This window comes from Bordetella sp. (genome assembly GCF_051960075.1).
Classification (GTDB): domain Bacteria; phylum Pseudomonadota; class Gammaproteobacteria; order Burkholderiales; family Burkholderiaceae_B; genus Bordetella.
In genome coordinates this window covers 20,826-34,524 of record NZ_JBQCER010000051.1, presented here as the reverse complement: position 1 = coordinate 34,524, position 13,699 = coordinate 20,826, and the positions used below count along the sequence as shown (strand labels likewise).

Sequence of the window (13,699 nt, the reverse complement as noted above, 5' to 3'; positions counted from 1 at the left end):
ACAAGCGGCATGCGCGATCCGTATGACCGCATCGGAGATATTCCCATGATCAAGATTCGTCCCCTGGCCCCCGTTCTGGCGCTGACCGGCGCCGCCGCATTGCTGTCCGGCGCTGCTGCGCCGGCCCAGGCTGCCGACTATCCCGCGCATTCCATCCGCGTCATCGTGCCGTTCGCGGCGGGCGGTTCTACCGACATCATCGCGCGCCTGGTCACGCAGCGCATGGCTGCCGAACTGGGCCAGGCCATGGTGATCGAGAATCGGGGCGGGGCCGGCGGCGCGGTGGGCGCGGCCGAAGCGGCTCGCGCCGCGCCGGACGGCTACACGCTGTCCATCGCAACGGTATCGACCATGGCGGTCAACCCCGCCTGCCGTCCGCACGATCTGCCCTACGATCCCATCAAGGATTTCCAGCCGATCACCAACTTCGCCAACACGGCCAACATCGTCACGGTCAATCCCAAGCGCATGCCGGTCAACGACTTCAAAGAGTTCCTCGAGCTCATCAAGAAGAATCCCGGCAAGTTTTCCTACGCCAGCTCCGGCACCTGCGGCGTGCTGCACCTGATGGGCGAGTCCTTCAAGATGGCCACGGGCACCGATATCGTGCACGTGCCCTACAAGGGCTCGGGCCCGGCCGTGTCCGACACGGTGGCCGGCCACGTCGACATGGACTTCGACAATCTGCCGTCTTCCATGCCGCAAGTGCTCGCGGGCAATCTGCGCGCCATGGCCATCGCCTGGCCGCAGCGCATCCCCGCCATCAAAGACGTGCCCACCTTCAAGGAGCTCGGCTACCCGGTGCTCAACCAGCCCGTCTGGTACGGCCTCTTGGCCCCCAAGGGCACGCCCATGGCCATCGTCAACAAGCTGCGCGATGCGGCCGTGATCGCCCTGAAAGATCCCAAGGTCATCAAGGCGCTGGACGAGCAGGGCTCGGCGCCGTCGGGCAACACGCCCGACGAGTTCGCCAAGGAGATCCGCGAGCAGTACGACTGGGCCAAAGACGTGGTCGCCAAGCAGCACATCAAGATGGAGAAGTGACGCAGGCCTCGCGCAGCGCGGCGATCAGTTCGCGGTGCAGCTCCGACATCGAGTCGTGGCTGCGCCGCATTACGCTGATCGGCACGCGCAGCGCGGGCACGATAGGCCGCTGCCGCATGCCCGGGCGCAGCATGGCGCGGGCGGTGATGGCGTCGACGATGGCCTCGCCGCATCCCGCCTCGGCCAGGGCGCAGGCCACATAGTGGGTCTGCACCTGCAGGGCCTGCGGCGCTTCCAGTTCCAGCGCATCCAGCGACATCTGCAGCAAGGCGCCCGCAGCGTCGCGCGGGTCGAGCACGATCAGCGCTTGGCCGCATAGCTGCTTCAGCGTGACCGGGCCTTCGCCCGGCTCTCTTCCCACGTTCACCAGTTCGGTATGGCCGATTTCTTCGCGTACCAGGCCGGGGGTGTCGTTCGTGTCGAACGTCACCGCCAGGTCCAGCTCGCGGGTGAGCAGGCCCTGCACCAGCTCCGCGCTGTGGTGAGTCTGTATGTCGAAGGTGAGGCCGGGCCGGGTTTTGCGGCTCGCGCGGATGACCTGCGGCAGCAGGCCCAGGCCCAGCGCCGGCGCGCAGCCCAGGCGCAGGTGGCCGTGCGGGCGTTCGCGCAGGCTCGCGGCCAGCTTGCGCACGCCGTTCAGGTCCTGGCTCAGGCGGGCGATCTCGGGCGTGAGGATCTCGGCTTCGCGCGTCGCCACCAGCCGGCCCTTGACGCGCTCGAACAGCTTGAAGCCCAGCTGCATCTCGGCGTTGGCCAGCAGCTTGCTGGCGGCCGGCTGCGTAATGTGCAGCGTGGCCGCGGCTTCGGTCAGGGAACCGGTGCGGCGTATGGCCTCGAAGATCTCGATGTGGCGCAGGCGCATGGAAGGTGAGGGGCGATCCGGGTTAAGCCTCGATTCTATGCCGGGAGCAGGGCTATGATGATCGCTCGACACCCCTTGGGAGCGGATCATGAAAGCATCCAACCCGCCCCGCAGACCGCTGCGCGCATGCGCAAGCCTGAAGCGCGCCTGGCCATGAGCGGGCATTCGTATCGCTGGGTCATCGTCGCGGCAGGCGGCCTGCTGGGCTGCGTCGCAGTCGGCGCCATGTTTTCGCTGCCGGTCTTCCTGCTGCCCATGGCGCAGGACACGGGCTGGTCGGTCACGGGCATCTCCACAGCGATGACCGTGGGCTTTCTGGCCATGGCAGCGGCGAGCATGGCGTGGGGCAATCTGTCCGACCGCTACGGGCCGCGCACGGCCGTGCTCACGGGGTCGGTCGTGCTGGCGGCCAGCATGGCGCTGGCCAGCCGCGCCGCCTCGTTGATCGAATTCCAGCTGCTTTTCGGCGTCTTGATCGGCGCGTCCACCGCGGCCGTTTTCGCGCCGATGATCGCCTGCGTGACCGGGTGGTTCGAAACCCGGCGTGCGCTGGCCGTGTCGCTCGTGTCGGCCGGCATGGGCATGGCGCCGATGACCATGTCGCCGCTCGCCGCCTGGCTGCTCGAGCGCTATGGCTGGCGCGGCGCCATGCTCGGCATCGCCGCCATCGCGGCGGCGCTGATGATTCCCGTGTCGCTGCTGGTGCGCCGTGCGCCGGCCTTGAGCGGCGCGGCGCCGGCCGCTGCGGCCGCGAACGAGCCGCGTTCCGACATGACGGTCAGGCAAGCGGTGCGCACGCCGCAGTTCATCGCCTTGATGCTGGCGAATTTTTTCTGCTGCGCCACGCATTCCGGCCCGATCTTCCATACGGTGAGCTACGCGCAGACTTGCGGCATTCCGATGGTCATGGCCGTGACGATCTATAGCGTCGAAGGGCTTGCCGGAATGGGCGGACGCCTGGCCTTCGGCATTTTGGGTGATCGCTGCGGCGCGCTGCGCGTGCTGACGCTCGGCTTGCTGGTGCAGGCCCTCGGCGTGTTGTCCTATGCCTTCGTCTCGACGCTCGGGCCGTTCTACGCCGTGGCGGCGGTGGTCGGCTTCATGTATGCCGGAACCATGCCGCTCTATGCCGTACTGGTGCGCGAGAATTTTCCGCTGAAGATGATGGGCACGATCGTCGGCGGCACCGCGATGGCGGGCAGTCTGGGCATGTCGACCGGTCCGCTTGTGGGCGGCATGGTCTACGACCATTTCGGCAGCTATGCGCCGATGTATATCGGCTCGTTCGGCATGGGGCTGGCGGCGACGCTGGTGCTGGTGGCGTTTCGCTCGTCTCTTGGCGGCATGCCGGGAAGAGCGGCCGCATAAAACGGGTCGAACCGTCGGCGCGGCGCTACCAGCCGAATTCGTCGTTGCTCGCCCCCAGGTCCGGCGGCAGGCTGCGCAGCCCACCGGGCGTGCGCGACAGCTTGATGGGCGTGCCCAGCCCCACGTAGTCGCCGTCGCGCCACACCATATTGCGATGCGCAGTGTGCGGATGATTCAAGGCCTGCGACACGTCCTGCACGGCGGCCGCGGGCACGCCGGCGCGCAGCAGGCGTTCGGAAAACTCGACGGGATCGTGCTCGCGCAGCAACTCGGCCAGGCGTTCGTGCAGCGCGGCGCGGTTAATCAGGCGATCGGCATTGGTGGCAAAGCGCGGATCGTCGGCCAGCGCCGGCGCCTTCAGCATTTTTGCCAGACTGGCGAACTGCCGGTTGTTGCCCACTGCCAGAAAGATCGGTCCGTGCTTCGTGGGCAATGTCTCGTACGGCGCGATGTTGGGATGCGCATTGCCGGTGGGCCTGGGCAACTGGCCGCCGTAGATGTAGTTGGGCGCATGCGGATGCAGCAGCGACAGCGCGCAGTCGTACAGCGTAATGTCGAGAAACTGTCCCAGGCCGCTGCGCTGGCGTTCGTTGAGCGCCAGCAGAATGGCCACGGCGGCGTTCAAACCGGTAACCATGTCGACCACGGGCAGGCCCACGCGCGTGCTTTCACCGCCGGCCTCGCCGTTGACGCTCATCAAGCCGCACATGGCCTGCGCGCAGGCATCGTAGCCGGGCAGACCGCCCAGCGGGCCGTCGCCGCCGAAGCCGCTGACGCGGCAATGGACCAGACGCGGAAACGTCTGGCTCAGCGCGTCATAACCCAGCCCCCATTTCTCCAGCGTGCCGGGTTTGAAGTTCTCGATCAGCACGTCGGCGTCGGCGAGCAGGGTGCGCAGGCGATGCTGGCCGGTCGACGTGGACAAGTCCAGCGACAGGCCGCGCTTGTTGCGGTTGACGCCGACGAAGTACGAAGCCGTCTTGCCCAGAAAGGGCGGCCCCCAGCCGCGCGTCTCGTCGCCGTCGGGCGGCTCGATCTTGAGCACGTCGGCGCCGTGGTCGGCCAATATCTGCGTGCAGTAGGGGCCGCCCAGCACGCGGGACAGGTCGACCACTTTGCAGCCCGACAGCGATCCGGGCGGAATGGGGGCGTGGGACATGGCGATTGCGCTCCGTGGCTGTCAGTCGATCGACACCTTGGCCTCGTGGAGGATGCCGCTCCAGTACGGCACCTGTGCCTGAATGTAGTCGGCCAATCCCTTGGGCGTGGTGTCGGCGGCGCGCACGACGCCCTGATCATGCAGGGCCTTGGCCACGGCGGGATCGTCGAGCGCGGTGACGAAGGCCTGGTTGAGTCGGGCGATGACGGGGGCGGGTGTGCCCTTGGGCGCGACGATGCCGAAGAACACGCTCACGTCGTAGCCGGGCAAGCCCTGCTCGGCGATGGTGGGCAGATTGGGCAGCGCTTCGGAACGCTCGCCGCTGGCCATGCCCAGGGCGCGCAGCTTGTCTGCCTTCACCAGCGGCAGCGCGGTGAGAATGTCGGTGAACGACATCGACACTTGTCCGCCCAGCAGGTCGGTGATGGCCGGGCCCGTGCCTTTGTAGGGGATGTGCTGGATGCGGGTGCCCGCCATCTTGTTGAACAGAATGCCCGCCAGGTGCGAGGAAGCGCCGTTGCCCGACGAGGCGAAGGTGAGCTTGTTGGGGTTGGCCTTGGCGTAGGCGATCAGCTCCTGCACGTCGTGCACGGGCAGCGAGGGATTGACCGTGAGGATGTTGGGCAGATAGCCGATGCGGATGATGGGCGCGAAGCTGGTGCGCGGGTCGTAGTTCAGGTGCTTGTAGAGCCCGATATTGATGGCCAGCGGTCCCGACGTACCGAAAAGAACCGTATAACCGTCCGGCGCGGAATGGGCGACAAAGTCGGCGCCGATATTGCCGCCCGCGCCCGCGCGGTTCTCGACCAGCACGTTCTGGTGCAGCTGCTTGCCCAGGCCTTCGGCCAGGCGCCGCGCCAGGGCATCGGTTGGGCCTCCCGGCGGAAAGGGCACGACCAGATTGATGGCGTGCTCGGGGTAGCTGTCTGCCGCATATGCCGCGGGCGCAGCGGCGATCAGGGCGGCGGCGCAGGCCATCCAGGCCAGGGTCTTCTTGTACATCGTGTTTGTCTCCTCGGGGTTGTGCGCCGCCGGCTTTGCGTCGATGGCGTAATGAATGCGATGCGCTCAGAGCGCGTAGTGCAGAATCGCGCGGCAGGCCGCGTCCTCGTCGGCCGGTATGCCGCACGGGTCGCGCGGGGCCAGCCGATGAATCAGCACCTGGTCGGCGATCAATGCGCGCGTCTGCAGCCCAGGCGTGCGCGCTTCCCAGCGCAGCGCGGCCAGTGCCACGGCGTGATACAGCGCCGAGGCGACCTGGCGGGCCAGGTCGTCGCGCTGCTGATCGGCCGCGTACCGGGCCAGCGCATAGGCCTGCTCCAGGCTGCGGGCCTGCAGATCGGCCAGCGGCGCCGCGCAGGGCAGGCCGTCGGCCAGCAGACTATCGATGTGGCGCTTCAATGCAGGCAGCGCGCCTTCCTTGCGGATGGCGCGCAGCACGTCCAGCGCGACGATATTGCTGGTGCCTTCCCAGATCGAACCCAGATGCGCGTCGCGCAGCAGGCGCGGCTCGGTCCATTCTTCGATATAGCCGCAGCCGCCGCGCACTTCCATGCCGTCGCCGGTGACCTTGCGCGCGTCGCGGCAGGCGCGGAACTTGATGAGCGGGGTGAGTATGCGCGCCAGCGCCGCATCGCCCTTGCCCTGGTCCGCGGCCGACAGCGCCTGCGCGGTCTGCAGCATGACGCTGCGCGCCTGTTCGGTCCAGACCGTCATCTTCGTCAATTGCCGGCGCATCAGCGGCATGTCGATCAGACGTTTGCCGAAGGCCCGGCGGCGCTGCGCCACGAACGTCGCTTCGGTCAGCGCGCGGCGCATCAGGCCGGCCGCGCGCATGCCGTTGGACAGGCGCGAATTGTTGATCATGTCGGCCATCTGCTTGAAGCCCTTGCCGCGCTCGCCCACCAGCCAGGCGCGCGCGCCTTCCATGCGGATCTCGCCGCTGGCCATGGAGCGGGTGCCCAGTTTGTCCTTCAGGCGCAGCACCCGGTAGTGATTGTGCGAACCATCGGGCAGATCGCGCGGCAGCAGAAAAAGCGAAACCCCCTTTAAGCCGGGCGTGTCGTCGCCGCGCGCCAGCACCATGGCGAAGCCGGCGTCTGCATTGGAGCAGAACCACTTGTCGCCGGTCAGCAGCCAGCTGCCGTCGGCCTGCTCGCGGGCCACTGTCTCGGTGGCGCCGACGTCCGAGCCCGCAGCCTGTTCGGTCATGAACATGGCGCCCTGGCGCAGTTCGTCGAAGTCCTGCGAGATGACCTGGGGCAGCACCTTTTGCACCAGCGCGGGGTCGCCGAACTTGCGCAGCGTGCGCGCCAGCGAGTCGGTCATGCTCACCGGGCAGCACAGGCCGAACTCGGCCTGCACAAAGAGATAAGTCAGCAGATACTTGGCCGCTGCGGGCATGGGCTCGGGCCAGCCCAGCACGCCGCCGCGATGCGACAGCGCGGCCAGGCCGAACTCGCTGTAGGCCAGGCGTTCCATCTCGACGTAGGCAGGATGCTTGTCGATGCGCGACTCATCGGTGCCGGCGCGGCTGCGCACCGACAGCGTGGGCGGGTGTTTGTCGGAAACCGCGGCCAGCTCGTCCAGCCTGCCGCCGGCCAGTTCGCCCAGGCGATCGAAATGCGGCGCCAGATGCCGATAGAGATCGGCGGGCAGATAACACTGGGCCAGGGCGGCGGCATAGGGGTCGGCCCGGTACAGGTTCAGGCCGCGCGAATCGGGAACGGCGCAGGAGCTGACGGTATCCATGGAAGCGGTGCTTTTGGCAGTGAAAACGGCACCATCTTCCGAACTTTGATTTATCTATACAAATACTATTTTTGTGTTGAACAATATATGAAAAATATTAATCGAGGAGCCTCGCTATGGAACTGGAACCGCGGCTGCTGCGCTATTTCATTGCGGTGGCCGAAGAGCGCCACTTCGGCAGGGCGGCGCAGCGCCTGCACATCTCCCAGCCGCCGTTGAGCTATGCGATACGCCAGCTGGAAGACCTGCTCGGCGCCGGTCTGCTTGAACGCACCAGCCGGCACGTGGCGTTGACCGAGGCCGGCCGCGTGCTCTATCGCGAAGCCCAGGGGCTGCTGCGCCAGGCGGACGAGGTGGGTCGGCTCGTGCGCCGGGTGGACGCAGGCTTGCGCGGCAGGCTGCGCATCGGCTTTGTCGGCTCCATGCTGTACCGCGGCCTGCCCGTGCTGCTGGGCGCCCTGCGCGCCGAGCTGCCCGATGTGGAGCACGTGCTGTCGGAGATCAATTCCCACGACCAGATCGAGGCCGTGCGGCGCGGCGAGCTGGATTTAGGTTTTATTCATGCCAACCCGGTGCCGCAGGAGGTGGGCGCGCAGGATCTGGTGGCCGAGCCCTTCGTCGTCTGTGTGCCCGAGACGCATGCCTTGGCGGGGCGTAAGCGTCTGGATCTGAAGGCGTTGAACGGCGAGGAGTTCATCATGTTCGCGCAAGCGGCATCGCCCAGCTATTACGCGACGGTCATGTCGCTATGCGTGGCTGCGGGCTTCGTGCCTGCGGTGCGTCATGAGGTGCGGCATTGGCTGAGCGTCGCTGCGCTGGTGTCGCAGGGGCTGGGGGTGTCTGTTGTGCCGGCTTGCTTGGCGCGTAGCGGGTTGGCGGGGACGCGGTTCCTGGCCTTCGCGCACCAGGCGCGGTCGGTCAGTCAGGTGATTTGGCGTCAGGCTGATCCGGCGCCGCTGGTGCGCACGGTATTGCGGCGGGTGGAGGGGCACTACGCCTTGCCCAAAGCGAAGGTCTAAATGCCGATCATTAGGCGGGTTGCGTAATGCAAGAGTCAATGGCGACTGGTCAAAAACGGGCCCTGCAACGGGTGGCACAAGCTCATTTTTGAAGAGCGCCGATTGCTGAATCTGCAAAGGCCTAGTGATGCAGGTGCTGGCATTTGCCAGAGATGCATGGATTGCCCCCCAGCTTTGCAAGCGCCTGGGCGTGGCGCAGCACTTCGCGAACATCCAAAGGCCCACCATGGCCCATATGGAACCGCTTGCCGCCGCTTTGCACCATCCTGATCAGTTCACGCGAAACAATCGCGGGATCATCTTCGAACGGCGGTCGAATCGCCCGCCCTTTTCGGATCACGCCACCAATAAGGATGCCTGAGGCGATCAGGTCGCCGACCATCATGTCTTGGGACGACAACTCCACGGCAATCGAGCCGGGCGTATGGCCGCCGGTATGTCGCACAATGCCGTCAACCCCGAAGTCGAGCAGGTTCACGGTGTGGCCGGCGGTCATCATGATGTCCGGCGTAAAGCCCTCGTAGGGTTCATGCGGAACCGGCGTTTTGAGAAACAGCTTGCCGACCCAACTTGTCGTGCAATAAGTCATCGGCACCTTGCGGCTGTAAAAATCCGCGTCATCCCGGTGCGCCAGAATGGGCGCGCCCGACAACGCACGCACACGTGCCGCGCTGCCGGCGTGATCGGTATGGGCATGCGTCACAACGATCAGCTTGATGTCGCGAAACGTCAGGCCGTGTTTGGCGAGCGCCTTGCCGATCTTGAACTCCGATCCGGGAATCCCGGTGTCGATGAGCACACAACCGGCCTCGCTGCGGATGACATGGGCGTTGACCATACCAAAAGGCAAGATCGGAATGGTAATGATCTGGGTCTGAAACATGGAGTTATCCTTGGATAGGCAAGTAGACGGCTACATGCGGTCTATCGTGTAGCGAGAAGGTCTTCTTCATCGCGGCAATGCCACGTGTTCGCCGGTGTCCGCGATCACGCTGCCGCCGGCAAGAGACCCTTCCGGAGTCTCGAGCTGTGTGGGCATAGCGGCCGCTAACGGCGTGGCAAAGCCCCGGATCAGGTCAGACAGGTCACCCGGCGCTTCCAGGGGCGAGAGATGGCCGACGCCCGGCAGAATATGCAACGTGGCTTGCGGTATGCGCGTCATCAGTTCCCGCTGCAGCACGGCAGGGGGATCGACCTGATCTTTTTCGCCTGAAATGACAAGCGTGGGAACGCGAATTCGCGCGGCTTGTGCGCCGATGTCTTCTTGGCTGGCGGCCAGCGGCCACGCCACTTTGGCAGCGGGGGCTCCTTGCAGGCTGTCCTGCACCACGGTTTCCAGATCGTCCGGCTGAAGAGGGTTGGCTGCCAGCACCTGCCGGACGGTAGCCAGGATGCTTTCCCGGCTGTCGTAGGCCTTGACCATGTCTTGCCGGACTGCAAGCGGCACGCTCATCGGAGATGGCGGCGATGGCGCCACCAGCACCAGTCCTGCCAGTCCTGCCGGGCGGCGCGATGCCAGCAGCTGCGCGACTTTGCCGCCCATCGAATGCCCCACCAGAATGTAATGATCCAGGCCGAGACTTTCGATCAGATGTTGGGCATCGTCGGCCAGCGCCGCCAGCGTATAGCCGCCAGGAGGTTTGTCCGACTGACCCCAGCCCCGCTGATCGACCGCAATGGTGCGAAAACCGGGCCTAAGGCGCTGCACGACATGCCGCCATGTGCGCGACGACCCTCCCCAGTAATGCAGGAAAACGAGCGCCGGAGCGCCGTTCCCGAGATCTTCGACATGCAGTTTGACAGTGTTCGAAAGGGTATTCATGAAACGGCTCCTGAAGCAGGCTAGCAGCGCGGATATGGCGGCTGCGGCGATCTCAGGCGGCGGCCTGAAGGATGAAGTCGGCGACGACAACGGGATGCGACAACATCGGCACATGGCTGGAGGCCACATGCTTGATCGTTGCATTCATGCGCGCGGCCATGCGTTCCTGATCCACGCGCAGGATGGCCTGATCGTTTTCGCCGATCAGGTAGAAGGTGGGGCGACTGCGCCACGCGGCCTGTGTCAGCGTGCCGCCTAGCGCCGCGCCGTTGATCGGGCCTTGCGTGGCGTGAATTACCTTCTGCTCGACGGGGTCCAGGTCCTGTGCGAACAGGGTGGCGACACCCTTGTAAGTGAGCGACAGAAACCCTTTCGCGTCGGGCCTGATTTCGTCGTTGAGCGGGACTGCTTCGAACTGGGCGAACAGCGAGCCCGCCGATTCCCCCGCATCCGGCGCAAAGGCGTCGATGTACACGAGCCGCTTGACCTTGGGGTCGTTGCCTGCCTGCCCGATCACGGCGCCCCCATAGCTGTGACCAACCAGAACCACATCTCCTTGTGCCAGCGCGATGGCGCGGCCCACCGCCGCAACATCGTCATCGAAACTGGTGAGAGGAAGCTGGACGGCAGTCAATGCCACGCCCTTGGCGGCCAGCAGAGGAATGATCTTGGCCCAGCTGGAACCGTCAGCCCAGGCGCCGTGGACAAGAATTACGTTAGAGACGGAGTTGGATACAGAGGTAGTCATGGTTTTTCCTTGAATAAATGGTTGGGGAAATAGGCTCAGCCGTGCCAATGTGAGCAGCGGATGACGGAGCAGAAATTGCCGCGATGGAAATGCGGCGCTTTGTCGGCGATCACGTCTGCCTTGACGTTGCCGAATGTGGTGTCGGGCTTATGCTTGATGCCGTCGTAGAAGGCCTGGATGATGTCTTCCTTGAAGGCGGGTGTGCGTGGAAAGGCTGCGACCACGGCCTCACGGATGTCGGCGCGATAGCGGTCATAGGTCAGGCCCAGCACGTCCATTTCAACGCCTGCGGTGGTAAGCGCGATCACCGGATGCATGAATTCCGGTATGCCCGGCGTGGTATGCAGTGCAATGCCGGTCCACACTTTTTCAATGTCGGCAGGGTCGAGCTTGTAGCTTTGCAGGAAGTCGCGGGCGGCGTTCGCTCCATCCACTTCGAAGCGCAGATCGGCGCTGCTGTGCGACGGCATCAGACCCACATCGTGGAACATCGTCGCCGCATAAAGCAGCTCCGGATTGAACGTCAGCCCGCGTTGTCGTCCGGCGATGGCGCCGAAGAAATAGACCCGGCTCGAATGGTTGAAGAGCAGCTCGGTCTCGGTATCGCGCACAAATTCGGTGATGGCTCGGGCCAAGGCGCTGTCGGGAATGGCGACGCCGTCGATGGACGGCGTTGCGCGATGAGGGTGGGTCAAGATTTCTCTCCGTAGGCAGCAGACACGGCGGGCATCGGATGAATGCGCCACTGGTTTGTGCTGACGGCCATTGCCGTGGGTTGAATGCAGGATTTGGCTGGTGTCCGACGAGGACCTTGCAGCCGACCCAGTCATCATCGCGACAATCCCGTTTGGCAGCAATCACATTGACCTGCGGAAAACTGCCAAGCGTAGGTGATAAGCTGCCAGCAGCGTTTCGGACTACTTCCAGTGCCGAAAACGGAGCATTCCTGGCACAAGGACACGGGTACTGATGGCAAAGAGAGAAGTTGCACTCGTCATTTTCGACGGCGTTCAAGCGCTTGACGTAGCCGGCCCGCTCGATGTCTTCGCCGCAGCCAATGGCTTCTTGCCGGAACAGGACCATTACCAATGCATCCTGGTGGCGGGCAGCACACAGCGCCTGCGCAGTTCCAACGGAATGTGGATGATCGCCGATCTCAGCTTCGATCAGGCAGACCGCGCGTTTCACACGGTACTGGTGGCGGGAGGCCCGCATCTTCCGGCTAGTCCACCCGACGAGGCCTTGTCGGTATGGCTGAGACGATGGGGGGTGGCGGCCCAGCGATATGGCTCGATTTGCACGGGCGCTTTTGCGCTAGGCCATGCGGGACTTCTCGACGAGCGAACCGTCACGACGCATTGGCTTTGTTCGGAGCAGCTCGCAACGCAGTTTCCTGCGGCGAGGGTGGAGCATGACCGGATCTATTCACGTGACGATCGTTTGGTGACCTCCGCCGGCGTGACGGCCGGCATCGACCTCAGTCTCTCTCTGGTCGGAGAAGATCACGGACCCGCGCTTTCTCTCGCGTGCGCCAAGGCACTCGTTGTTGTCGCGCAGCGCCAGGGAGGTCAATCTCAGTTCAGCCCCCTGCTGAACTCGGTCCGCGATCCGGAAACCCCGCTGGGCAAGGTGCAAACCTATGTCATGGAACACATCCGCGAGGCCTTCCCGGTCGAGCGGCTCGCCGATATAGGCGGTGTAAGCCCGCGTAGCATTGCGCGGCTCTTCGTTAGCGAACTGAACGTAACCCCGCATGACTTCGTGGAAGGGGTGCGCCTGGACCAAGCCCGAAAACTTCTGGAATCCACGGAGGCGGCCCTCAAGACCATCGCTTTCGAATGTGGCTTTACCAGTCCCGAGCAGATGCGAAGCGCGTTTCAGCGGCGACTCAACGTCACGCCTCAGCAATATCGGCGAAGCTTCAGAACCGTGTGAGCCGCACTGTGGATAGGCCGGCTGAAAGACCGCTTCCGAGCGGGACGGCTGTGCCTTGTGGGTGGGGCCGCGATCTCTCGCCAGACACCCGAAAAGTGTCTGCAGGTGTGTTGCGATGCGAATCGGACCTGCGCGGTAGCAAGAAAGCGCGAGCTGAATTCAACTGAGCCCAAATTTTTTTCTCAGACCCTTCTCGACCGGAACGGCAGGCATGAAGCGGCGCAATTTGGCCAGAAGAGATGCCTCTCCCTTGGGCGTATGGCGCATTTTCCAGGTGCCCAAGGCGGCATCGACAATCGCTTTGGCAACGCCATCGGGTGCGGCTGCGTTTTGAATGCCCTTTTGAATGGCCTGAGAAACAATTCTGCGCTCGGCATCGTAGGCAGATATCGTGGAGGCCGCCTGCGGCGCGTTGAGGTCCAGGTTGGTTTTAGTGAAGGACGGCTCGACAAGTGCTACGCGAATTCCGAATTGGCGCACCTCATGATCCAAGGTCTCGGACATTCTCTCAACCGCATGCTTGGATGCCGAATAGAGCCCCATGTAGGGCGCAGGCAGAAAACCGAGCACGGAGCTGACATTGACAATGCGCCCCGAGCGCTGCCCGCGCATGTGCGGAAGAACTGCCTGCGTTGTGCGCAGGATGCCAAGAAGGTTGGTGTCAAACAGCGTCTGGGCTTCCGCAATCGACGTTTCTTCCGTCGCGCCGACCAGGGTTACCCCTGCGCTGTTGACAAGTACGTCGATGCGCCCGGCTTGAGCGATGACGGCCTGGATTCCCTGTTGAACTGATGCTTCATCGCGAATATCCATTTCTATGAAAACAACACCGGGTATCGCCTGAGCTTTTGCTGTGTTGCGCACGGTGCCGAATACCCGGCAACCTCGCTTGGCAAACGTCTCGGCGGTGGCGCGTCCGATACCCGACGACACTCCGGTCACGACAACAACTTTAGAATTCGACATGGCGGCTCCTTTCGACGTAGATAAA

Annotated in this window: 13 protein-coding genes; 4 read left to right on the top strand and 9 right to left on the bottom strand. The window is 64.4% G+C overall.

Features of this window, described 5'->3' with window-relative positions:
• The first annotated feature begins 45 nt into the window (after positions 1-45).
• A complete protein-coding gene (locus tag ACTHJ1_RS07350) occupies positions 46-1,044 on the top strand; it encodes a tripartite tricarboxylate transporter substrate binding protein BugE (protein WP_440189937.1) in 999 nt (332 codons plus the stop codon).
• Here the strand turns inward: ACTHJ1_RS07350 and ACTHJ1_RS07345 are convergent.
• Positions 1,028-1,906 (bottom strand): LysR family transcriptional regulator, encoded by an 879-nt coding sequence (locus ACTHJ1_RS07345; protein WP_440189934.1) that lies wholly within the window; start codon positions 1,904-1,906, stop codon positions 1,028-1,030. The genes ACTHJ1_RS07350 and ACTHJ1_RS07345 overlap by 17 nt on opposite strands.
• 153 nt (positions 1,907-2,059) lie before the next feature.
• Here ACTHJ1_RS07345 and ACTHJ1_RS07340 point away from each other — a divergent pair, with 153 nt between their 5' ends.
• On the top strand, positions 2,060-3,274 hold the full coding sequence (locus ACTHJ1_RS07340; protein ID WP_440190023.1) for an MFS transporter: 1,215 nt from the start codon (positions 2,060-2,062) through the stop codon (positions 3,272-3,274).
• Between the two features lie 25 nt (positions 3,275-3,299).
• On the opposite strand, the gene ACTHJ1_RS07335 is transcribed toward ACTHJ1_RS07340, so the two are convergent.
• The 3 genes from ACTHJ1_RS07335 to ACTHJ1_RS07325 all read right to left on the bottom strand — a co-directional run bounded on the left by ACTHJ1_RS07335 (position 3,300) and on the right by ACTHJ1_RS07325 (position 7,184).
• Positions 3,300-4,433 (bottom strand): CaiB/BaiF CoA transferase family protein, encoded by a 1,134-nt coding sequence (locus tag ACTHJ1_RS07335; RefSeq protein WP_440189931.1) that lies wholly within the window; start codon positions 4,431-4,433, stop codon positions 3,300-3,302.
• A 21-nt stretch (positions 4,434-4,454) separates the two neighbouring features.
• Complete coding sequence (locus ACTHJ1_RS07330; protein ID WP_440189928.1) at positions 4,455-5,435, bottom strand: Bug family tripartite tricarboxylate transporter substrate binding protein; 981 nt, start codon at positions 5,433-5,435, stop codon at positions 4,455-4,457.
• Between the two features lie 66 nt (positions 5,436-5,501).
• On the bottom strand, positions 5,502-7,184 hold the full coding sequence (locus ACTHJ1_RS07325) for an acyl-CoA dehydrogenase family protein (RefSeq protein WP_440189925.1): 1,683 nt from the start codon (positions 7,182-7,184) through the stop codon (positions 5,502-5,504).
• A gap of 116 nt (positions 7,185-7,300) precedes the next feature.
• On the opposite strand from ACTHJ1_RS07325, the gene ACTHJ1_RS07320 reads away from it, so the two are divergent.
• A complete protein-coding gene (locus ACTHJ1_RS07320) occupies positions 7,301-8,203 on the top strand; it encodes a LysR family transcriptional regulator (protein ID WP_440189922.1) in 903 nt (300 codons plus the stop codon).
• Positions 8,204-8,324: 121 nt separating this feature from the next.
• Here the strand turns inward: ACTHJ1_RS07320 and ACTHJ1_RS07315 are convergent, their stop codons facing one another.
• The 4 genes from ACTHJ1_RS07315 to ACTHJ1_RS07300 all read right to left on the bottom strand — a co-directional run bounded on the left by ACTHJ1_RS07315 (position 8,325) and on the right by ACTHJ1_RS07300 (position 11,468).
• Positions 8,325-9,086 carry an MBL fold metallo-hydrolase gene (locus ACTHJ1_RS07315; RefSeq protein WP_440189919.1) on the bottom strand — a complete coding sequence of 254 codons (762 nt, stop codon included), beginning with the start codon at positions 9,084-9,086 and terminating at the stop codon, positions 8,325-8,327.
• A 66-nt stretch (positions 9,087-9,152) separates the two neighbouring features.
• Entirely contained in the window at positions 9,153-10,025 is an 873-nt protein-coding gene (locus tag ACTHJ1_RS07310) for an alpha/beta fold hydrolase (RefSeq protein ID WP_440189917.1), read from the bottom strand.
• Between the two features lie 52 nt (positions 10,026-10,077).
• On the bottom strand, positions 10,078-10,773 hold the full coding sequence (locus ACTHJ1_RS07305) for an alpha/beta fold hydrolase (protein WP_440189914.1): 696 nt from the start codon (positions 10,771-10,773) through the stop codon (positions 10,078-10,080).
• Positions 10,774-10,808: 35 nt separating this feature from the next.
• Positions 10,809-11,468 (bottom strand): HD domain-containing protein, encoded by a 660-nt coding sequence (locus ACTHJ1_RS07300; protein WP_440189911.1) that lies wholly within the window; start codon positions 11,466-11,468, stop codon positions 10,809-10,811.
• A gap of 274 nt (positions 11,469-11,742) precedes the next feature.
• Here ACTHJ1_RS07300 and ACTHJ1_RS07295 point away from each other — a divergent pair, with 274 nt between their 5' ends.
• Positions 11,743-12,708, top strand: a complete 966-nt coding sequence (locus ACTHJ1_RS07295; protein ID WP_440189908.1) for a GlxA family transcriptional regulator — start codon at positions 11,743-11,745, stop codon at positions 12,706-12,708.
• 159 nt (positions 12,709-12,867) lie between these two features.
• On the opposite strand, the gene ACTHJ1_RS07290 is transcribed toward ACTHJ1_RS07295, so the two are convergent.
• Positions 12,868-13,674 (bottom strand): oxidoreductase, encoded by an 807-nt coding sequence (locus tag ACTHJ1_RS07290; RefSeq protein ID WP_440189905.1) that lies wholly within the window; start codon positions 13,672-13,674, stop codon positions 12,868-12,870.
• Between the last annotated feature and the right edge of the window lie 25 nt (positions 13,675-13,699).